Genomic DNA, 19,349 nt, shown 5'->3' on the forward strand with positions numbered 1-19,349 from the left:
GTCGTAGTGGCGATTCGGCTCGTTGCTGTTTTGCGGGAGTGGTGTCCTGATTTCCCGGCCGGACGGTGCGTCAGGGCTGAAGCAGCAGCTTCTCCAGGGTCCGCTCGTAGACCGCGGAGAGCTGGTCGAGGTGTGTCAGTTCGACCCCCTCGTTCAATTGATGGATGGTGGCGTTGCGCGGCCCCAGTTCGATCACCTGGGCGCCGGTGGGGGCGATGAACCGGCCGTCGGAGGTCCCGCCGGAGGTGGAGAGGCGGGTCTCCGTGCCGGTGATCTCGGCGATCGCTTCGCGAGCGGCCTCCACCAGGGAGCCGGCGGGCGTGAGGTAGGGGTCGCCCGACAGCGTCCACTCCATGCGGAAGTCAAGGGCGTGGTGGATGAGCAGTTCTTCGACCCGCCGCTGCAAACCTTCGGCGCTCTGCTCGGTGGAGAAGCGGAAGTTGAAGGTGACTTCCAGTTCGCCGGGGACCACGTTGGTGGCGCCGGTGCCGCCGTGGATATTGGAGATCTGGAAACTGGTGGGCGGAAAGTGGTCGTTGCCGCGATCCCATTCGGTGGCGCTCAGCTGCGCCAGGGCTGGCGCGGCGAGGTGGATCGGATTGCGGACGCGGTGGGGGTAGGCGACGTGGCCCTGGATCCCGTACACGGTGAGTCGTCCGTTGAGCGAGCCGCGGCGGCCATTCTTGACCGTATCGCCGAGGTGGTCGACGGAGGTCGGTTCGCCCACCAGGCACCAGTCGATTTTCTCTCCCCGAGACTCCAGGGTCTCCACGACCTTGATGGTGCCGTCGGTGGCTGGTCCCTCCTCGTCGGAGGTGATCAGCAAGGCGAGGGAGCCGCCATGTTTCGGGTGTTGGTCGATGAAGCGTTCGCAGGCGGTAACAAAGGCGGCGATCGACCCTTTCATGTCAGCCGCGCCGCGGCCGTGGAGCAGGCCATCGCGGATGGTCGGTTCGAACGGGGGGGAGTTCCAGCGCTCCTCGGGTCCGCTGGGGACTACGTCGGTGTGTCCCGCGAAGGCGAGTAGCGGCCCGTCGTTCCCGCGCCGGGCCCACAGGTTGTCGACCTCGCCGAAACGCAGTCTTTCGCAGTAAAAGCCGAGTGGCTCCAGTCGTGAAATCAACAATGCCTGGCAGCCGGCATCGTCGGGAGTGATGGAGCGCCGGGCGACCAACGCCTTGGCCAGTTCTATGGTTTCGGACATCGGGGGAGTAGCGGAGCTATCGGGTAGTGAAATGCGAAGACGCGAAGACGCGGAGGCGCAAAGATCCATCGGCTCTTTGCGCTTCTCGCATCTTCGCGCCTGTGTGACGGGTGCTTGCCCCTTATGATCCTACGGGTGTTTCACAAGGATCATAATGAGTGGCGCTAGCCGTTCTTCAATATTTCATTTGCGAACTACCAGCGCCATCCGGCCAACCCTTAGGCCAGGGCGTAGACCGCGCGGGAGGGGGCGGTCACCTTGCCCTGGCGCTTGAGGTAGGCAAGCTGCTGGGGAAGGTTCTTGGTATCGATGCCCTGCTCCTCGAGCTTGACCTTCAGGTCGCTGGTGGAGACCGGGCCGAGGGCGCCGATCAGCTCCAGGATCGCCTGGGAGGCGCCGCTGCGGCGGCCACCGCCTCCGCCCGTGCGGCGCGGCGCGCGGCCGCCCAGGGCGGCGATTTCACGGTCAATCGCCTTGAGTTCCTTGGCGTGCTCCTTCTCCAGCTCCCGGATCGCCGCCTTGTGTTGGACGGAGAGTTCCTTGCGACGGGCCTTCAGCTCCTCCAGCTGTTCCGCGGTGGCGGCGGACTGCGCGTCGCGCTCCTCCTGTTCACGTTGCTGGGCGAGGGCGTAGAGCTCCTCGGCGGACATCTTTTCGATCGGTTTGCGCTTGGCCATGGTTTCCTCGTTGAGTCGGTGTTAACCGAAAAGTTGTTCATATGTGGCTTCGGAGAAGCCGACGATACGTCGATCGCCCAGGTCGAGCACCGGTCGTTTGATGATGGTGGGGAATTCCACCATCAATTCGACCGCGGTGGGGACGTCGATACATTCTCGACGCTCCTGCGGAATCTTGCGCCACGAGGGTCCGCGACGGTTGATCAATATATCCAGCCCCACCTCTTCGGCCCAGACCGTAAGCTGGGCGCGGTCCGTGCCGTGGATACGGAAATCATGGAACTGATGTTCAATGCCGCGGGCGTCGAGCCACTTCAGTGCCTTTCTTACCGTATCGCAATTCCTGATGCCGTAGATAATAACCATATTTTACGATTCTGAACAGGGGTGAATGATATTAATTGATAGTTCGGGTCATCAATTAATTGTTTTAATTACGTCGAAGGGCAGGCGGGAGGTAATGATAGGATCGGCGGCGTTGGGGAGGGTGTACGATATTTCTGATTTATACCGGTCGCCGATCTTTGCGGATGGGCGGCGTAATATAGGAGTGCCGTAAGGGCCGGCGAGAGGGGCGACGAGTGGTGTGGTCTTCCGCCCGTATCTCTGCATGCCCCTCCCGCCGGGAGCCGAATTTTTCGAATCAGATATCCCGCAACAGTTCGTTGATCCCCACCTTGGAGCGGGTCTTCTCGTCCACCTTCTTGACGATCACCGCGCAGTAGAGGCTATGGCTGCCGTCCTTGCTCGGCAGGTTGCCGGAGACCACCACCGAACCGGCGGGGATGCGGCCGTAGTGCACTTCGCCGGTTTCACGATCGTAGATTTTGGTCGACTGGCCGATGTAGACCCCCATGGAGATCACCGAGCCCTCCTCGACGATGACCCCTTCGACCACTTCGGAGCGTGCGCCGATGAAGCAGTTGTCCTCGATGATGGTGGGGGCGGCCTGCAGCGGCTCGAGCACGCCGCCGATGCCGACGCCGCCGGAGAGGTGGACGTTCTTGCCGATCTGGGCGCAGGAGCCGACGGTGGCCCAGGTGTCGACCATGGTGCCGGAGTCCACATAGGCGCCGATGTTGACGTAGGAGGGCATCAGCACGGTGCCGGAGGCGATGTAGGAGCCGTGGCGGGCCACCGCCGGGGGGACGACGCGCACGCCGCCGGCGCGGAACTGCTCGGAGTTCATGTCGCCGAACTTGGAGGGAACCTTGTCGAAGTAGTCGGTGAAACCGCCCTTCTGGACGTAGTTGTCGTTGAGGCGGAAGGAGAGCAGGACCGCCTTCTTCAGCCATTCGTTGACCACCCAGTCGCCCACGGCGCGGCGCTCGGCCACCCGGGCCTCGCCGCGGTCGAGCATGGCGAGGGCCTGGTTGACCGCTTCGCGGATCTCCGCGGGGGCGCTGGAGGGGGTGTAGTCGGCGCGGTTTTCGAAGGCCTCTTCGATGATCGGTTGAAGGTCGCTCATGGGTCGCTCCTTAATTCGATGGGTTGGGTGGTGGGAGCCGCCTTTCGGCTGCGAAGCGGGAGTCCGATGTCGATGCCGAGGCGGACGCGGCCTGTGGGCCGTTGTCGTCGTCGGCTTCTCAGGATAGGAACCGTTCGATCCGCGAGGCCGCTTCGAGGCACTCCTCCAGCGGTGCCACCAGGGCCATGCGGATGTAGCCGTCGCCGGGGTTGATGCCGTCGGCCTGGCGGGAGAGGTAGCTGCCGGGGAGGACGGTAAGGTTGCACTCGGCGTACAGCTCGCGGGCAAGGTCGGTGTCCGTTCCCGGCGCCTTGGCCCAGAGGTAGAAGCCGGCGTCCGGCTGGCCGGTCTCCAGGCAGCCGTCGAGGGTCGTCAGCACCCGCTGGAACTTCTCGCGGTAGGCGTCGCGGTTGGCGCGCACATGGTGTTCGTCGTTCCAGGCGGCGATGCTGGCGGCCTGGTGGGCGGGCGGCATGGCGCAGCCGTGGTAGGTGCGATAGCGGAAGAGCGCCTGGATCACTGCGGCGTCGCCGGCGACGAAGCCGGAGCGCAGGCCCGGCGCGTTGGAGCGCTTGGAGAGGCTGTGGAAGACGATACAGCGGCGGAAATCGTCACGTCCCATCTCGGCCGCCACCTGAAGCAGTCCCGGCGGCGGATTCTCCTCGTCCGGGTAGATCTCCGAATAGCACTCGTCGGCGGCGAGGATGAAGTCGTGGCGGTCGGCCAGCTCGATCAGCCGGCGCAGGGTCTCGCGGCCGGTCACCGCGCCGGTGGGGTTTCCCGGTGAGCAGAGGAAGAGCAGTTGGCAGCGCCGCCACTGTTCGTCGCTCACCGCGTCGTAGTCGGGGATGAAGCCGTTGGCGGCGGTGCAGTTGAGATAGTGCGGCTCGGCGCCGGCGAGCAGCGCCGCCCCTTCGTAGATCTGGTAGAAGGGGTTGGGCATCAGCACCGCGGGGGCGGTTGTGCGGTCGATCGCCGCCTGGGCGAAGGCGAAGAGCGCCTCGCGGGTGCCGTTGACCGGCAGGATCTGCCGTTCGGGGTCCAGCTTGGCGCGGAAACGCCGTTCGACCCAGCCGGCGATCGCCTCGCGCAGGGGGGCGACGCCTTTGGTGGTGGGGTAGCTGGAGAGCAGGTGGAGGTGCTCGATCACCCCTTCGGCGATGAAGCCGGGGGTGGGATGTTTCGGCTCGCCGATGGAGAGTGCGATGTGGGCCAGTCCTGCCGGCGGGGTGGTTCCCTGCTTGAGGCTCGCCAGCTTTTCGAAGGGGTAGGGCTGGAGTTTGTCGAGATCGGGATTCATCGGGCGGATAATTTCCGAGGCCAAAGGGTGGACATTATACCGATGATGGGATACGGGGTGTAGTTCGGCCGGTGTCCGCTTTGGGCGGGTCCCTTGCGCAGGGGCTCAGTCGGTTTCGTCGAGGAGCTGGCGGATGGTGCCGCGGAGGCATTGGCCGGCGGTATCGTCGAGGGGGAGATTGTGCTGGTCGGTGAGGAAGAAGACGTCTTCGACATGGCTGCCGAAGGTGCCGATCTTGGCGCTGTGCAGGCGTACTCCGCAGCGGGTGAAGGCGCGGCCGACGCGCGACAGGAGGCCCGGTCGGTCGAGGGTGAACAGCTCCAGGATGGTGCATTCGCGCCGTTCGTCCAGACTGAGATGGATCTGGGTGGTCACCGCCATGTGCTTGTGGCGCCGCGGTAGCCGGCGGTTGACGCCGACGGGTTCCGCATCGGGATTGACCAGGCGCTCGCGCAGCGCCTGGCGGATCGCCTGGCAGCGGTGTCCCTCTTCCACCGGACGGCCGTCGCTCTCCATGACGATGTAGGTGTCGAGGGTGCGGTGGTCGCGCGAGCCGATGATGCGCGCGTCGGCGACGCTCAGGTCGAGCTGCTCCAGCACCGAGGCGGTATGGGCGAACAGGCGGTCGTTGTCGGGGGCGTAGACGAAGATCGCGGTGCCGCCCCGTTCGCGGTAGAGGCGCACCTCGACCAGCGGCAGTTCGCCGGGGCGGGCGCAGGCGATGGTGGTGGTATGCCAGGCGACCTCCGCCGGGTTGTGGCGCAGGAAATAGTCGTCGTCGAACTCGGCCCACACCCGTTCGATCGCCTCGCTGGGTATCCCTTCGGCGATCAGCTGGGCGCGCGCCTCCTTGCGGATCTCGGTGATCCGCTCGTCGCGGTCCTCCGGGTTCTCCAAACCGCGGCGCAGGGCCCGCTTGGTGCGGCCGTAGAGTTCGCGCAACAGGCTCGCCTTCCATGACGTCCACAGTTCCGGATTGGTGGCGCGGATGTCGGCGACGGTGAGCAGGTAGAGGTAGTCGAGGCGGGTCTGCTCGCCTACCCGGGTGGCGAATTCGTGGATCACCTCGGGGTCGTCGACGTCCTTGCGCTGGGCGGTGGAGGACATCAGCAGGTGGTTGCGTACCAGCCAGGAGACCAGCCGGGTGTCCCACTCGCTCAGGCCGTGGCCCGCGCAGAACACCTCCGCCTCCTGCTCGCCCAGGGTCGAGTGGTCGCCTCCTCGCCCCTTGGCGATGTCGTGGAACAGTGCGGCGATGTGCAGCAGCTCCGGCTTCGGCAGGTCCTTGGCGATGGCGCTGGCCAGCGGCAGTTCGCCGGCGTGCTTTTCGATGAAGATCCGTCGGGTGTTGCGCAGCACGAACAGCGTATGTTCGTCCACCGTGTAGGTGTGGAAGAGGTCGTACTGCATCTGTCCCTCGATGCGCCCGAATACCGGCAGGTAGGCGGCGAGCACCCCGTAGCGGTGCATCTTGCGCAGGGCCAGGGTGATGCCGCGGGGCTGGCGCAGCAGCTCCATGAAGTAGTCGCGGGCGCGCACGTCGCAACGGAAGGCGTCGTCGACCCGGTAGAGGTTCTCGCGGATCAGCCGGATGGTGCCGGCACGCACCCCCTTCAGTTCCGGGTGCTGGGCGAGCAGCAGGAACACCTCCATCAGCGCGAAGGGGCGGTAGGGGAAGAGCGGCGGGTTGCGTACCTCCAGGAACCCCTTGCGCGCCTGGAAGTGCTGGGTCAGCAGCTGGGGGCGGTTGTCGGCGTCGCGATAGAGGATCTCCTCCTCGAAGAACTGGAGCAGCATCTCGTTGAGCCGGGAGAGTGCCTGCACGGTGCGGTAGTAGTCGTGCATCAGGTGTTCGACCGCCATCCGGCCGTTGCGCTCCCGGTAGCCGATGCGCTCGGCCAGCGGGCGCTGATGGTCGAACAGCAGACGGTCGTCGTGGCGGCCGGTGAGGGTGTGGATGCCGAAGCGGATACGCCAGAGGAACGCCTCGCAGGCCATCAGCTCCTCGTATTCGGCCTCGGTGAGAAAGCCGTGGGGGATCAGGTCGCGGAAGGTCTGCACGCCGAAGTGGCGCTTCGCCACCCAACCGATGCTGGCCAGATCGCGCAGACCGCCGGGGCTCTCCTTGATGTTGGGTTCCAGGTTGTAGGCGGTGTCGCCGTAGCGCCGGTGGCGGGCGCGCTGCTCCTCCAGCTTGGCGGCGAAAAATTCGGTGCTGGGCCAGATCCGCTCGGGGGCGGTGCCCTGGCGGACCGTCTCGAACAGCAGTGGATCGCCCGCGAGCAGTCGCGATTCGATCAGGTTGGTGATCACGGTGACCTCGCGGGCGGCCAGCTCGATCGCCTCCTCCGGGGAGCGGACGCTGCTGCCGATCTCCAGGCCGACGTCCCAGAGCATGCGCAGGAAGGGCTCGATCCGCTGGGCCAGCGGGTCGTCGCAGCCGGCCGGCAGCAGGATCAGCAGGTCGATGTCGGAGGCGGGGTGGAGCTCCCGCCGGCCGTAGCCGCCCACCGCCGCCAGCGCCGCCGCTTCCCCCTCCATGGCGGCGACGTGGTTCCAGGCCAGGGTGAGCAGCCGGTCCATGAAGTCCGCTCGGGCGTGCACCAGCTCGCGGATCGGTTCGCCCGCCATGCAGCGGGACTCCAGTTGCCCGGTGGCTTGCGCCACCGCTTGCTTGAACAGCGGGCCCGGCGGCTCGTTCGCGCCGAGGGCGCGAACGAGGGATTGTTCGAATTGGGTGAGGTCGAAGGTGGGGGGGGTGTTCATGGGGCGGTGTTCGGCGGGGAAGCGTCAGACGTCCCACTGGGGTGGAGAGAGACGGGTGATGAAGTCGCAAATCTCCTCGATGTCGAGCAGCGCCGGTGGAGATGCAGGGGCCCAGTATAGATCAAAAGGTCTCGTCGGAGCGCCGGGTGAGGACTTCGCGGCCGCTGTCGGTGACCAGAATGGTGTGCTCCCACTGGGCGGAGAGGGAGTGGTCCTTGGTGACCACGGTCCACAGGTCGGAGAGCAGCTTCACGTGGCGCTTGCCGGCGTTGATCATCGGTTCGATGGTGAAGGTCATGCCGGGCTCCAGGGCGACGCCGGTGCCGGGTTGGCCATAGTGCAGCACCTGGGGCTCCTCGTGGAATTCGCGGCCGATGCCGTGGCCGCAGTATTCGCGCACGACCGAGCAGCGGTTGGCCTCCGCGTGGCGCTGGATGGCGTGGCCGATGTCGCCGAGGGTGACGCCGGGGCGGACCTGTTCGATGCCGATGAGCAGGCACTCGCGGGCGATCCGGGAGAGTCGTTCGCCGCGCACGCTGGGCTTGCCCACCTGGAACATCATGCTGGTGTCGCCGTGGAAGCCGTCCTTGATCACGGTGATGTCGATGTTGACGATGTCGCCGTTCTTCAGCTTCTTCGGGCCGGGAATGCCGTGGCAGACCTGATAGTTGAGCGAGGTGCAGATCGACTTGGGGAAACCGCGGTAGTTGAGCGGCGCGGGGATCGCCTGCTGCACGTCGACGATGTGGTGGTGGCAGAGGCGGTCCAGCTCCTCGGTGGTCACCCCCGGCTTGACGTGCGGGGCGATCATCTCCAGCACCTCCGCGGCGAGGCGCCCGGCGACGCGCATCTTTTCGATCTCTTCGGGGGTCTTGATATGGATGGTCATGGGCGCCTCGGGGGAGGGCGGCGGTTTGCCGCAAAAGGCCGGCTATGGTATAAATCGCCGGCTTTTTTCGCAACCGCGCCCAATTCTAGTGCTCCGCCGGCCTCATGCCGGCGTTGTTTTAGGATCCGGGCGGCGCCGGGATGGCCCGGCACAAGTCCGCACACGTGCCGTCACATGGGACTGGGTGCACCCTTGCGGGGTGTTGTCTCATGGGGCGCGTGGAGGTTCAACCCTAGAGGAAGCACTGATTTAAGCAACGCGGTCCGCGTACGCTTAAATCAGTGCTTCCTATTAATTTGGAGTCATAAACATGGCCAACGTGACCATGCGTCAGATGCTGGAGGCCGGTGTCCACTTCGGCCACCAGGCCCGTTACTGGAACCCGAAGATGGCCCCCTACATCTTCGGCGAGCGCAACAAGATTCACATCGTCAACCTGGAGAAGTCCCTTCCCCTCTACAACGATGCGATGAACTTCATTTCCAAGCTGGCCGCCAACAAGGGGACCATCCTCTTCGTCGGCACCAAGCGCGCCGCCCGCGACCTGATCAAGGAAGAGGCCGAGCGCTGCGGCATGCCCTACGTCAACAACCGCTGGCTGGGCGGCATGCTGACCAATTTCCGCACCGTCAAGCAGTCCATCAAACGCCTGAAAGATATCGAGGCGATGATGGCCGACGGCACCGTCGAGCGCCTCACCAAGAAGGAAGGGCTGCGCCTGCGTCGCGAGCAGGAGAAGCTGGAGCGCTCCCTGGGCGGTATCAAGGACATGGGTAGCCTGCCCGATGCGATCTTCGTCATCGACACCGGCCACGAGAAGATCGCGGTGGCCGAGGCGAAGAAGTTCGGCATCCCGGTGGTCGGCGTGGTCGACACCAACAACACGCCCATCGACGTCGACTACGTCATTCCCGGCAATGACGACGCCATGCGTGCGGTGAAACTCTACGCCGCCGGTGCGGCGGACGCCGTGATCGAGGGACGCGGTACCGTCACCGTCGGTGGCAGCGCCCAGGACGACTTCGTCGAGGTCGAGGAGCCTGCCGCCGCCGAGTGATGCGGTCGCGGGCCGGCGGCGGTCCCCTTCCCGGAAGGGGGCGCCGTCCCGGATTCTTTTCAACTGGGCCGCCTGCCAACGCGGCCCATCACCGTTTCAGAGGTTTAGTGATGGCGATTACCGCAGCGATGGTGAAGGAACTGCGCGAGCGCACCGGCTCGGGCATGATGGAGTGCAAGAAGGCGCTGGTGGAGACCGATGGCGACATCGAGGCCGCCGTCGAGATGATGCGCAAGGCGGGTCTGGCCAAGGCCGACAAGAAGGCCGGCCGGGTCGCCGCCGAGGGCCTGCTCGGGGTGGCGGTGGCCGCCGACGGCAAGAGCGCCGCGGTGGTGGAGATCAACTGCGAGACCGACTTCGTCTCCAAGGGCGACGATTTCCAGGGCTTCGTCCAGGCGGTGACCGATCTGGCGCTGGTCGCCAAGCCTGCCGACGCCGAGGCGCTGAAGGCTGCGGAGATGAACGGCAAGAGCGTCGACGACGCCCGCCAGGAGCTGGTCGCCAAGATCGGTGAGAACATCCAGGTGCGCCGCTGCCAGGTGGTCGACGCGGCCGGTGCCGTCTCCTGCTACCAGCACGGCACCCGCATCGCGGTGCTGGTCGACCTGGAGGGCGGCGACGCCGAGCTGGGCAAGGACATCGCCATGCACATCGCCGCCTCCAAGCCGGTCTGCGTCGACGAGACCGGGGTGCCCGCCGAGCTGCTGGAGAAGGAGCGCGAGATCGTCACCGCCCAGGCCAAGGAGAGCGGCAAGCCCGACAACATCGTCGAGAAGATGGTCGAGGGGCGGATGAAGAAGTACCTCCAGGAGATCACCTTGGTGGGTCAGCCCTTCGTCAAGGATCCCGACCAGACCGTGGAGAAGCTGCTCGCTTCCAAGGGTGCCAAGGTGGTCTCCTTCGTCCGCTACGAGGTGGGCGAGGGCATCGAGAAGAAGCAGGAGAACTTCGCCGACGAGGTGATGGCCCAGGTGAAGGGCTCCTGATTCCGCAGAGGAGAGGATCGCCACGGAGCCACGGAGGACACGGAGCGAAAACGAAACGGCTCCGTGCCCTCCGTGGCTCCGTGGCAAACCGATTCCGTCGATCCTCCCCGCGAGTCGTTCGCGGGGAGGGCGCAGACGAAGGGGAATCGCGTATCCGATGGTTTCCCTTCATCTGCGGCTAGATTACGAAAATGGGGCTGAAGTTTATGTACCGGCGAATCCTGCTGAAGCTGAGTGGCGAGGTGTTGATGGGGAGCGATGTCTACGGCATCAGCCCCGATGTCGCCGACCGGATCGCCGGGGAGATCCGCGATGTGGTGAAGGCCGGGACCCAGGTGGGGATGGTGATCGGCGGGGGCAACATCTTCCGCGGCGCCGGTCTCGCCTCCGGCGGCATGGACCGGGTGGTGGGCGACCAGATGGGGATGCTCGCCACGGTGATGAATTCGCTGGCCATGGCCCAGTACCTGGAGAAGATCGGGGTGCCCGCGCGGGTGATGTCGGCCTTCGCCATCGAGGGGGTGTGCGAACGCTTCCAGCGGGATCAGGCGGTGCGCCACCTGGAGGCCGGCAGGGTGGTACTGTTCGCCGGCGGTTCCGGCAACCCCTTCTTCACCACCGATTCGGCCGCCTCCCTGCGCGCCATCGAGATCGGTGCCGAGGTGCTGTTCAAGGCGACCAAGGTGAGTGGGGTCTACTCCGCCGATCCGGTGAAGGACCCCGCCGCCGAGCACTTCCCCCGGCTCTCCTACGACGAGGTGCTCGATCGCCGGCTGATGGTGATGGACCTCACCGCCATCGTGCTCTGCCGCGACCACGCCATGCCGCTGCGTATCTTCAATATCAACAACCACGGCGATCTTCCCCGCATCTGTTCCGGCGAGGAGATCGGCAGTCTGGTGGAGGGTTAGACGATGATCGACGAAATCACCCGGGATGCAGAGGTCCGCATGGGCAAGAGCATCGACGCGCTGAAGACCGAGCTGACCAAACTGCGTACCGGTCGCGCCCACCCCAGCCTGCTCGACCACCTGCGGGTCGACTATTACGGCTCTCCGGTGCCGATCAGCCAGGTGGCCAACGTCGGTGTCGGCGATGCGCGCACCCTGACCGTCCAGCCGTGGGAGAAGGCCATGGTCGGGCCGGTGGAGAAGGCGATCCTGGAGTCGGACCTGGGGCTCAATCCGGCCACCGCCGGCACCATGATCCGCATCCCGCTGCCGCCGCTCACCGAGGAGCGCCGCCGCGATCTGGCCAAGGTGGTGGGCAAGGAGGGCGAGCAGGCGAAGGTCGCCATCCGCAACATCCGCCGCGATGCCAACGGCGACTTCAAGGACCTGCTCAAGGAGAAGGAGATCAGCGAGGACGAGGCGCGTCGGGCGGAGGAGGGGATGCAGAAGCTGACCGACAAGTATGTCGCCGAGGTGGACAAGGTGGTCGAGGTCAAGGAAAAGGAGCTGATGGAAATCTGACGCGAAAAAACCGGGGCTGGGCGCCGCGGGGCAAAAGCCCCGCGGCGCCCAGCCCCGGTTTTTTCGAGCATTTGGTGTTTCGTGTCTACTTGGAGTGATCGGTGATGGCGGAGGAGGGTGACACCGCGGTGGTCGAGGAGGGGCGTCTCGGGCGTTCGATGCCTCGGCACGTGGCCATCATCATGGACGGTAACGGGCGCTGGGCGGAGCGGCGCAAACTACCGCGTCACTTCGGCCACAAGGCGGGGGTCGATGCGGTGCGCAAGGTGGTCTCGGCCTGTGGCGAGCGCGGCATCGAGGTGCTCACCCTGTTCGCCTTCTCCTCGGAGAACTGGCGCCGTCCGGCCAAGGAGGTGGGGCTGTTGATGGAGCTCTTCCTCACCACCCTGCAGAAGGAGATCAAGCGGCTGCACAAGAACAAGGTGCGCATCCGCCTGATCGGCGACCTCTCCGCCTTTCCCGAGAAGCTCCAGCAGCGCATCGCCGAGGCCGAGCGGGTGACCGCCGACAACGACGGCCTGACCCTGGTGATCGCCGCCAACTACGGTGGCCGCTGGGACATCGCGCAGGCCGCCGCCCGCTTGGCCGGGCAGGTCAAGGCGGGGACCCTGGAGCCGGGTCAGGTCGATGCCGAGCGGTTGGCCGCCGAGCTCTCCCTGGCCGATCTGCCCGAGCCCGACCTCTTCATCCGCACCGGTGGCGAACAGCGCATCTCCAACTTCCTGCTCTGGCAGTTGGCCTACACTGAACTCTATTTCACCGACCGCTTCTGGCCCGATTTCGATGCCGAGGCCCTCGACGAGGCGATCGCCTCCTTCGGTAGTCGCCAGCGCCGCTTCGGGATGACCGGACATCAGGTGGAGAGTCTCAAGGGTGCTTAAGCTGCGGTTGCTCACCTCGGTCGTCCTGATTCCCCTGGTGATCGCCGGGGTGTTGCTGCTGCCTACCGCCCACTTCGCACTCTTCTCCGGGGTGGTGGTGTTGGTCGGCGGCTGGGAGTGGAGCGGCCTGCTCGGTGCGCGGCGGATCGCGGTCCGTGGTCTCTATCCCCTGGCCCTGGCCTTCGCCATGGCGCTGCTGGTCCTCTTCGGTCACTCGCTGGAGGTGGTGGTGGCGGTGCTCGCCGCCTCGCTGGTGTGGTGGATGCTGCTCGCCTGGCTGTTGCTGCGGGGGATCGCCCCCGGGGCCTCGCCGTTCCAGGGGGCGGCGGTGAAGGGGTGGGCGGGGCTGGTCACGCTGCTGCCGGCGTGGTTCGCCCTGGCGGTGTTGCATGCCACCTCGCACTGGTGGGTGCTCTACGTCATCGGTCTCACGGTGGTTGCCGACAGCGGGGCCTATTTCGCCGGGACCCGTTGGGGGCGGGTCAAACTGGCGCCGGAGGTCAGCCCGGGAAAGAGTCGCGAAGGGGTCTACGGTGGGATGGCGCTGGTCGCCCTCTATGCCGCGTTGGTGGGGGCATGGCTCGGCTTCGGTTGGATGGAGCTGGCCGGCTTCGTGCTGATCAGCGTGGTCGCCGCCCTGGTCTCGGTGGTGGGTGACCTGTTCGAGAGCCTGCTCAAGCGCGAGGTGGGACTGAAGGACAGCGGTTCCATCCTCCCCGGCCACGGCGGCATCCTCGACCGCATCGACAGCCTCACCGCCGCCGCTCCCCTTTTCTGGGCCGGCTGGGTGGCGCTGAACCTGGGTTGATGTCGGAGAGATCCTTCACGGAGGGAGTCCTTTTCCCTTCGTGGTTTTTGGGTGGTTGAGCGGGGTAACGGCACGATGATCGGTGTGACGGTTCTGGGGGCCACCGGCTCCATCGGGGTAAGTACGCTGGACGTGCTGGCCCGCCACCCCGAGCGCTACCGGGTGGTGGCGCTGACCGCCAATACCGGGGTAGAGCGGCTGCTGGAGCAGTGTCGCGTTCACCGCCCCCGCTATGCGGTGCTCGCCGACGAGGCCGCCGCCGCGCGGTTTTCCGCGCTCGCCGCGGATGCGGGGTTGGCGGTTGAGGTGCTCTCCGGCAACGACGGGCTGGTGAAGGTGGCCTCCCTGGACGAAGTGGGGCAGGTGATGGCTGCCATCGTCGGCGCCGCCGGGCTGCTGCCGACCCTGGCCGCGGCGCGGGCCGGCAAGCGGGTGCTGCTGGCCAACAAGGAGGCGCTGGTGATGTCCGGCGCGCTGTTCATGGAGGAGGTGCGCGCCCATGGCGCCGAACTGCTGCCGATCGACTCGGAGCACAACGCCATCTTCCAGTGCATGCCCGGCGACTTCGGCCGTGGCCTGGCGCAGGTGGGGGTGAGCCGGATCCTGCTCACCGCCTCCGGCGGCCCCTTCCGCTCCACCCCGCTGGACCAACTGACGGAGGTCACCCCCGAGCAGGCGGTGGCCCACCCCAACTGGTCCATGGGGCGCAAGATCTCGGTGGACTCCGCCACCATGATGAACAAGGGGCTGGAGGTGATCGAGGCGTGCTGGCTGTTCGGCTGCTCGCCCGACGACGTGCAGGTGGTGGTCCATCCGCAGAGCGTGATCCACTCCATGGTCCAGTACAGCGACGGTTCGGTGCTCGCCGAGCTGGGCAACCCCGACATGCGCACCCCCATCGCCCACGCCCTGGCCTGGCCGGAGCGGATCGCCTCCGGGGTGGCCGATCTCGATCTGTTCGCGCTGGCGCGCTTCGATTTCGAGGCGCCCGACTTCGAGCGCTTCCCCTGCCTGCGACTGGCCTACGACGCCATCCGTACCGGCGGCACCGCACCGGCGATCCTCAACGCCGCCAACGAGGTGGCGGTGGCGGCGTTCCTCGACCGGCGGCTCGGTTTCACCGCCATCGCCGAGGTGATCGAGCGGACGCTCACGGAACTCGACGCCGCGGATGCGGTCTCCCTGGAGGTGGTCCTCGAAGCCGATCGCCGCGCCCGCGAGATTGCAATAGGATTTGTCCGCAAATGAACGCAAATGAACGCGAATAAGAAGAAAATCGGTGACTATTCAGCGGATCGTTGGAATGGAAGACTGAACCGCAGATTAACGCAGATTTACGCAGATTCAGACGAGAAATATCTGCGTAAATCTGCGTTAATCTGCGGTTTGCTCTTCTCTTTCTTCCATTTGCGTTCATTCGCGTTCATTTGCGGACCCTCTTCTATTTAGATACCCCCATGAGTGAATTCCTCTCCGCCGCCGCCGCCTTCCTCGTCGCCATCGGGGTGTTGATCACCGTCCACGAGTTCGGCCACTTCTGGGTGGCGCGCAAGCTCGGGGTGAAGGTGCTGCGCTTCTCCATCGGGTTCGGCCGGCCGCTGTGGCGGCGGAACGGCCGTGACGGGGTGGAGTACGTGGTGGCCGCGCTGCCCCTGGGCGGTTACGTCAAGATGCTCGACGAGCGCGAGGGTGAGGTGGCCCCGGAGGAGCTTCACCTCGCCTTCAACCGGGCCTCGGTGGGGCGGCGTATCGCCATCGTCTGTGCCGGGCCGCTGTTCAACTTTTTGTTCGCCATCGCCGCCTACTGGGCGGTCCTCACCATCGGCGTCGTCGGCCCCAAGCCACTGGTCGGCGAGATCGCGGCGGACACCCCGGCGGCCTATGCCGGATTGCACGCGGGCGATGAGATCGTCAGCGTCGCCGGGCGCGCCACCCCCACCTGGGATGTCGCCCTCGCGGCGCTGCTGGAGGCGGTGCTGGATGCCGGCGAGACCCCGCTGGAGGTGCGCGATGCCTCCGGCGCGCGGCGCTGGCGGACGATCGACCTGGAGGCGGGGGCGGCGCTGGCCGAGGGGGGCGAGCTGCTGAAGAACCTGGGGATCGCCCCCTACCGGCTGAAGCTGGAGCCGGTGATCGACGAGGTGATGGCCGACGGCGCCGCCGCTGCCGCGGGGTTGCGGCCGGGCGATCGGGTCACCGCGGTGGATGGTCTGCCGGTCCCCGACTGGGATTGGTGGGCGGACTACGTGAAGGCCCGCCCCGGCGTTCCCCTGCAGGTGTCGGTGGAACGCGGCGGCGCGTCGCTGACCCTGACGGTCACCCCGCGGGAGGTGCAGGGGGGGGAGGGGCCGGTCGGCCGGGTCGGGGCCGCGGCGCGGATCGAACCCGCGCAGTTGGAGGCGTTGCGCGCGGAGCTGCGCTACGGTCCGCTGGAGGCGTTCATCCCCGCCGTGAAGAAGACCTGGCGGATGTCGTTGCTGACCCTGCGCATGCTCGGCAAGATCGTCACCGGCGAGGCCTCCCTGGACAACGTCAGCGGGCCGATCAGCATCGCCCGGTACGCCGGCCAGTTCGCCCAGGCCGGGGCGGTCGCCTTCCTCACCTTCCTGGCGATGATCAGCCTCACTCTCGGCGTGCTCAACCTGTTGCCGATCCCGATACTGGATGGTGGGCACCTGCTGTATTACCTTGTAGAATTCGCCAAGGGAAGCCCGCTCTCGGACCAGGCCCAGGAGCTGGGGCAGCGGGCGGGGCTGGCGGTGTTGCTGGCCCTCATGGGATTGGCCTTCTACAACGACCTGGCCCGGCTCTTCGGCGGATAGTCGGGGCCGGTAGTCGGGACGGGTAGTCAGAGAATAATGATTTGGCGGCGCCCTCCTGCCGCTGAGCGCGCTTGCTGGAACAACTCAATGACCAACAACCATCGCGGCCTCCGCCTGGCACCGCTCGCCGCCCTCATGCTGTGGGGCGCCTCGGCGCTCGCCGCCGACGATTTCGCCGTCAGCGACATCCGCATCGAGGGATTGCAGCGGATCTCCGCCGGCACCGTCTTCAACTACCTGCCGGTGAAGGTGGGCCAGAGGCTGGACGAGAAGAGCGGCGCCGAGGCGATCCGCGCCCTGTTCAAGACCGGTTTCTTCAAGGACGTGCGCCTCGAACGCGACGGCGACGTGCTGGTGATCCTGGTCCAGGAGCGCCCGGCCGTGGCCTCCATCGAACTCTCCGGCAACAAGGACATCGACAAGGATCAGCTGCTCGAGGCGCTCAAGCAGATCGGTCTGGCCGAGGGACGGGTGTTCAACCGCTCGCTGCTCGACACCACCGAGAAGGAGCTGCGCCGGCAGTACTTCAACCGCGGCAAGTACGCGGTGAAGATCACCCCCACGGTCACCCCGCTGGAGCGCAACCGGGTGGGAGTGACGATCACCGTCGACGAGGGCGAGGCGGCGCGCATCCGCGCCATCAACCTGGTCGGCAACCACGTCTTCCCCACCGACGAGTTGCTCGATGAGTTCCAGTTGACCACCGGCAACTGGATGTCGTGGATCACCGACGACAACCAGTACTCCAAGGAGAAGCTGACCGCCGACCTGGAGTCGCTGCGTTCCTACTACCTCGATCGTGGCTACATCAACTTCAACATCACCTCCACCCAGGTGACCATCACCCCCGACAAGCACGACATCTACATCACCATCAACGTCTCCGAGGGGGAGGAGTACACGGTCAAGGAGGTGAAGCTGGCCGGGGAACTGGTGGTGCCCCAGGACGAGCTGTTCGGTCTGGTCAAGCTGCACGCCGGCGACACCTTCTCGCGGCGCGACTCCACCAAGACCTCGGCGGCGATCAGCGACCGGCTCGGCCAGGAGGGCTACGCCTTCGCCAATGTCAACGCGATCCCCGATGTCGACGAGAAGGAGAAACAGGTGAGCCTCACCTTCTTCGTCGATCCGGGCAAGCGGGTCTACGTGCGCCGCATCAACATGGTCAACAACACCAAGACCCGCGACGAGGTACTGCGCCGCGAGATGCGTCAGATGGAGGGGGCGTGGATCGACACCGCCAAGGTCAACCGCTCCCGCGACCGCCTCGACGTGGTCGGCTACTTCGACGGGGTCAACGTCGAGACCAAGCCGGTGCCCGGTACCACCGACCAGGTGGACGTGGAGTTCTCGGTGAAGGAGAAGCCCTCCGGCAACCTGATGGCCGGTATCGGCTACTCCTCCGGTTCCGGCGTGATCTTCTCCACCAGCATCACCCAGGAGAACTTCATGGGCAGCGGTAAGCGGCTCGGTTTCTCCTTCAACAACTCCGACGTCAACACCGTCTACAGCGTCTCCTACCTCAACCCCTACTACACCGTCGACGGGGTGAGCCGCGGCTTCAGCCTCTACTCGCGGGAGACCGATGCCGAGGCGGCCAACATCTCCCGCTACGTGCTCGACAACATCGGTGGCAACGTCACCTGGGGCGTGCCGATCAACGAGTACGACAAGTTGCTGTTCACCCTCGGACTGGATCAGAAGAGCGTTACCACCGGCGCCACCCCCTCGGTCGAACTGGCCGACTGGCTGGCCGCCAACGGCAACGATTTCCTCGGTCTCAACACCCGCGTCGGCTGGTCCCACGACACCCGCAATAGTGCCATATTCCCCGACCGGGGGACCTACCTCGCGGCGGGGGCGGGAATGACCTTCGGCGAACTCACCTACTACGACATCAACCTGAAGGCCCAGCGTTACTTCCCGTTGAACGACGACTGGACCGTGATGGGCAACGTGCAGTTCCAGTACGGCGACGGGGTCGGCGGCACCGATGCGCTGCCCTACTACGAGTACTTCCTCGCCGGCGGCGTCAAATCGGTGCGCGGTTTCCGCGACAACACCCTCGGTCCCCACGACTCCAACGGCGACACCATGGGTGGTGACGTGAAGCTGGTCGGCAACGCCGAACTGCTGCTGCCGCCGCTGTTCTGGAAGGAGTCCTCCAACTTCCGCATGTCCGCTTTCCTTGACGCCGGCAACGTCTGGGGGGTCAACCAGGAGGTGGATCTCGGCGACCTGCGTTACTCTACGGGCTTGACCGCCACCTGGCTGTCGCCCTTCGGTCCACTGACCTTCGTGGTCGCCACGCCGCTCAACGACAAGGGCGGGGACGAAACCCAGAGCTTCCAGTTCACCATGGGCAGACAGTTTTAACGCGCTGCGTCGCGCATGACCTTATTTTGAGCGACGCGTCAGGCCGGAGGATTCAAGAGTGATTCAGAGCATACGCAGGAGTGAAACGATGCGCGAGATGGTCCTCCCCGTGGTGGGGCCGATGGTGCTGGGGGCCACGCTGTTGCTGGGCCCGCTGTTCTCCGCCGCCGCCGTCGCCGAGGGGATCAAGGTGGGGGCGGTCAACCTGACCAAGGTGACCGAGCAGATGCCCCAGGCCGATGCCGCGCAGAAGCAGCTGGAGCGCGAGTTCGCCCCCCGCCAGCGGGAGCTGGAATCCCAGCAGAAGGAGCTGAAGGGGATGGAGGACAAGCTGGAGCGCGACGGCGACGTGATGAGCGAGACCGAGCGCCGCAGCCTGGAGCGCGACATCCGCTCCCGTCAGCGGGAGCTGGTGCGCTTGCAGCGCGAGGTGCGCGAGGACTACAACATCCGCCGCAACGAGGAGCTGCGCAAGCTGCTCAAGGAGACCCTCGCCACCGTCGCCGAGCTGGCCAAGGAGGAGCACTACGACCTGGTGATCAGCGAAGGGGTGGTCTACGCCAGCGACCAGGTCAACCTGACGCAGAAGCTGCTCGATCGCCTGAAGAGCCAGTTCAAGGCGGCCCCGGCCCCCTGATCGCCG

17 protein-coding genes are annotated in these 19,349 nt (G+C 66.0%); 10 read left to right on the plus strand and 7 right to left on the minus strand.

The annotated features are described in order from the left end of the window. Positions 1-70: 70 nt before the first annotated feature. The 7 genes from dapE to map form a co-directional block, all read right to left on the minus strand. Complete coding sequence (gene dapE, locus ACYQ2W_RS10710) at positions 71-1,204, minus strand: succinyl-diaminopimelate desuccinylase (RefSeq protein WP_459866253.1); 1,134 nt, start codon at positions 1,202-1,204, stop codon at positions 71-73. Between the two features lie 218 nt (positions 1,205-1,422). Further along, positions 1,423-1,881, minus strand: coding sequence for a hypothetical protein (locus ACYQ2W_RS10715; protein WP_459866256.1), 459 nt, complete (start codon positions 1,879-1,881; stop codon positions 1,423-1,425). Positions 1,882-1,902: 21 nt separating this feature from the next. Continuing rightward, positions 1,903-2,247, minus strand: a complete 345-nt coding sequence (locus tag ACYQ2W_RS10720) for an arsenate reductase (protein ID WP_459866259.1) — start codon at positions 2,245-2,247, stop codon at positions 1,903-1,905. A 277-nt stretch (positions 2,248-2,524) separates the two neighbouring features. Then, positions 2,525-3,349 carry a 2,3,4,5-tetrahydropyridine-2,6-dicarboxylate N-succinyltransferase gene (dapD, locus tag ACYQ2W_RS10725; RefSeq protein WP_459866262.1) on the minus strand — a complete coding sequence of 275 codons (825 nt, stop codon included), beginning with the start codon at positions 3,347-3,349 and terminating at the stop codon, positions 2,525-2,527. A 118-nt stretch (positions 3,350-3,467) separates the two neighbouring features. Beyond that, positions 3,468-4,649: a succinyldiaminopimelate transaminase gene (dapC, locus tag ACYQ2W_RS10730; RefSeq protein ID WP_459866265.1), complete on the minus strand. Its 1,182-nt coding sequence runs from the start codon at positions 4,647-4,649 to the stop codon at positions 3,468-3,470. Positions 4,650-4,754: 105 nt separating this feature from the next. Next, entirely contained in the window at positions 4,755-7,415 is a 2,661-nt protein-coding gene (gene glnD / locus ACYQ2W_RS10735) for a [protein-PII] uridylyltransferase (RefSeq protein WP_459866268.1), read from the minus strand. 121 nt (positions 7,416-7,536) lie between these two features. Beyond that, a complete protein-coding gene (gene map, locus ACYQ2W_RS10740; protein WP_459866271.1) occupies positions 7,537-8,304 on the minus strand; it encodes a type I methionyl aminopeptidase in 768 nt (255 codons plus the stop codon). Positions 8,305-8,614: 310 nt separating this feature from the next. On the opposite strand from map, the gene rpsB reads away from it, so the two are divergent. From rpsB to ACYQ2W_RS10790, 10 genes are all read left to right on the plus strand, one after another. After that, a complete protein-coding gene (gene rpsB, locus ACYQ2W_RS10745) occupies positions 8,615-9,361 on the plus strand; it encodes a 30S ribosomal protein S2 (RefSeq protein WP_459866274.1) in 747 nt (248 codons plus the stop codon). A gap of 110 nt (positions 9,362-9,471) precedes the next feature. Further along, positions 9,472-10,347 carry a translation elongation factor Ts gene (gene tsf / locus ACYQ2W_RS10750; protein ID WP_459866277.1) on the plus strand — a complete coding sequence of 292 codons (876 nt, stop codon included), beginning with the start codon at positions 9,472-9,474 and terminating at the stop codon, positions 10,345-10,347. Between the two features lie 206 nt (positions 10,348-10,553). After that, positions 10,554-11,258 carry a UMP kinase gene (pyrH, locus tag ACYQ2W_RS10755; protein WP_459866280.1) on the plus strand — a complete coding sequence of 235 codons (705 nt, stop codon included), beginning with the start codon at positions 10,554-10,556 and terminating at the stop codon, positions 11,256-11,258. Between the two features lie 3 nt (positions 11,259-11,261). After that, the gene (gene frr / locus ACYQ2W_RS10760) at positions 11,262-11,819 is read left to right on the plus strand and encodes a ribosome recycling factor (RefSeq protein WP_459866283.1); all 558 of its coding nucleotides are present in this window, start codon (positions 11,262-11,264) and stop codon (positions 11,817-11,819) included. 104 nt (positions 11,820-11,923) lie between these two features. Next, positions 11,924-12,700 (plus strand): undecaprenyl pyrophosphate synthase, encoded by a 777-nt coding sequence (gene uppS, locus ACYQ2W_RS10765; RefSeq protein WP_459866286.1) that lies wholly within the window; start codon positions 11,924-11,926, stop codon positions 12,698-12,700. Further along, positions 12,693-13,508 (plus strand): phosphatidate cytidylyltransferase, encoded by an 816-nt coding sequence (locus ACYQ2W_RS10770; RefSeq protein ID WP_459866289.1) that lies wholly within the window; start codon positions 12,693-12,695, stop codon positions 13,506-13,508. The genes uppS and ACYQ2W_RS10770 overlap by 8 nt, the downstream gene beginning before the upstream one ends. Before the next feature lie 75 nt (positions 13,509-13,583). Beyond that, positions 13,584-14,756: a 1-deoxy-D-xylulose-5-phosphate reductoisomerase gene (gene ispC, locus ACYQ2W_RS10775; RefSeq protein WP_459866292.1), complete on the plus strand. Its 1,173-nt coding sequence runs from the start codon at positions 13,584-13,586 to the stop codon at positions 14,754-14,756. A gap of 209 nt (positions 14,757-14,965) precedes the next feature. Continuing rightward, positions 14,966-16,330 (plus strand): sigma E protease regulator RseP, encoded by a 1,365-nt coding sequence (rseP, locus tag ACYQ2W_RS10780; protein WP_459866295.1) that lies wholly within the window; start codon positions 14,966-14,968, stop codon positions 16,328-16,330. 87 nt (positions 16,331-16,417) lie between these two features. Continuing rightward, complete coding sequence (gene bamA / locus ACYQ2W_RS10785; protein WP_459866298.1) at positions 16,418-18,706, plus strand: outer membrane protein assembly factor BamA; 2,289 nt, start codon at positions 16,418-16,420, stop codon at positions 18,704-18,706. An 88-nt stretch (positions 18,707-18,794) separates the two neighbouring features. Next, positions 18,795-19,343: an OmpH/Skp family outer membrane protein gene (locus ACYQ2W_RS10790; RefSeq protein ID WP_459866301.1), complete on the plus strand. Its 549-nt coding sequence runs from the start codon at positions 18,795-18,797 to the stop codon at positions 19,341-19,343. Positions 19,344-19,349: the final 6 nt, after the last annotated feature.

The organism is Endothiovibrio diazotrophicus, assembly GCF_054657215.1.

Excerpts from the sequence above, each read along its gene's own strand:
- dapE (WP_459866253.1), bottom strand. The coding sequence starts at position 1,204 with ATGTCCGAAACCATAGAACTGGCCAAGGCGTTGGTCGCCCGGCGCTCC.
- ACYQ2W_RS10715 (WP_459866256.1), bottom strand. The coding sequence starts at position 1,881 with ATGGCCAAGCGCAAACCGATCGAAAAGATGTCCGCCGAGGAGCTCTAC.
- ACYQ2W_RS10720 (WP_459866259.1), bottom strand. The coding sequence starts at position 2,247 with ATGGTTATTATCTACGGCATCAGGAATTGCGATACGGTAAGAAAGGCA.
- dapD (WP_459866262.1), bottom strand. The coding sequence starts at position 3,349 with ATGAGCGACCTTCAACCGATCATCGAAGAGGCCTTCGAAAACCGCGCC.
- dapC (WP_459866265.1), bottom strand. The coding sequence starts at position 4,649 with ATGAATCCCGATCTCGACAAACTCCAGCCCTACCCCTTCGAAAAGCTG.
- glnD (WP_459866268.1), bottom strand. The coding sequence starts at position 7,415 with ATGAACACCCCCCCCACCTTCGACCTCACCCAATTCGAACAATCCCTC.
- map (WP_459866271.1), bottom strand. The coding sequence starts at position 8,304 with ATGACCATCCATATCAAGACCCCCGAAGAGATCGAAAAGATGCGCGTC.
- rpsB (WP_459866274.1), top strand. The coding sequence starts at position 8,615 with ATGGCCAACGTGACCATGCGTCAGATGCTGGAGGCCGGTGTCCACTTC.
- tsf (WP_459866277.1), top strand. The coding sequence starts at position 9,472 with ATGGCGATTACCGCAGCGATGGTGAAGGAACTGCGCGAGCGCACCGGC.
- pyrH (WP_459866280.1), top strand. The coding sequence starts at position 10,554 with ATGTACCGGCGAATCCTGCTGAAGCTGAGTGGCGAGGTGTTGATGGGG.
- frr (WP_459866283.1), top strand. The coding sequence starts at position 11,262 with ATGATCGACGAAATCACCCGGGATGCAGAGGTCCGCATGGGCAAGAGC.
- uppS (WP_459866286.1), top strand. The coding sequence starts at position 11,924 with ATGGCGGAGGAGGGTGACACCGCGGTGGTCGAGGAGGGGCGTCTCGGG.
- ispC (WP_459866292.1), top strand. The coding sequence starts at position 13,584 with ATGATCGGTGTGACGGTTCTGGGGGCCACCGGCTCCATCGGGGTAAGT.
- rseP (WP_459866295.1), top strand. The coding sequence starts at position 14,966 with ATGAGTGAATTCCTCTCCGCCGCCGCCGCCTTCCTCGTCGCCATCGGG.
- bamA (WP_459866298.1), top strand. The coding sequence starts at position 16,418 with ATGACCAACAACCATCGCGGCCTCCGCCTGGCACCGCTCGCCGCCCTC.
- ACYQ2W_RS10790 (WP_459866301.1), top strand. The coding sequence starts at position 18,795 with ATGCGCGAGATGGTCCTCCCCGTGGTGGGGCCGATGGTGCTGGGGGCC.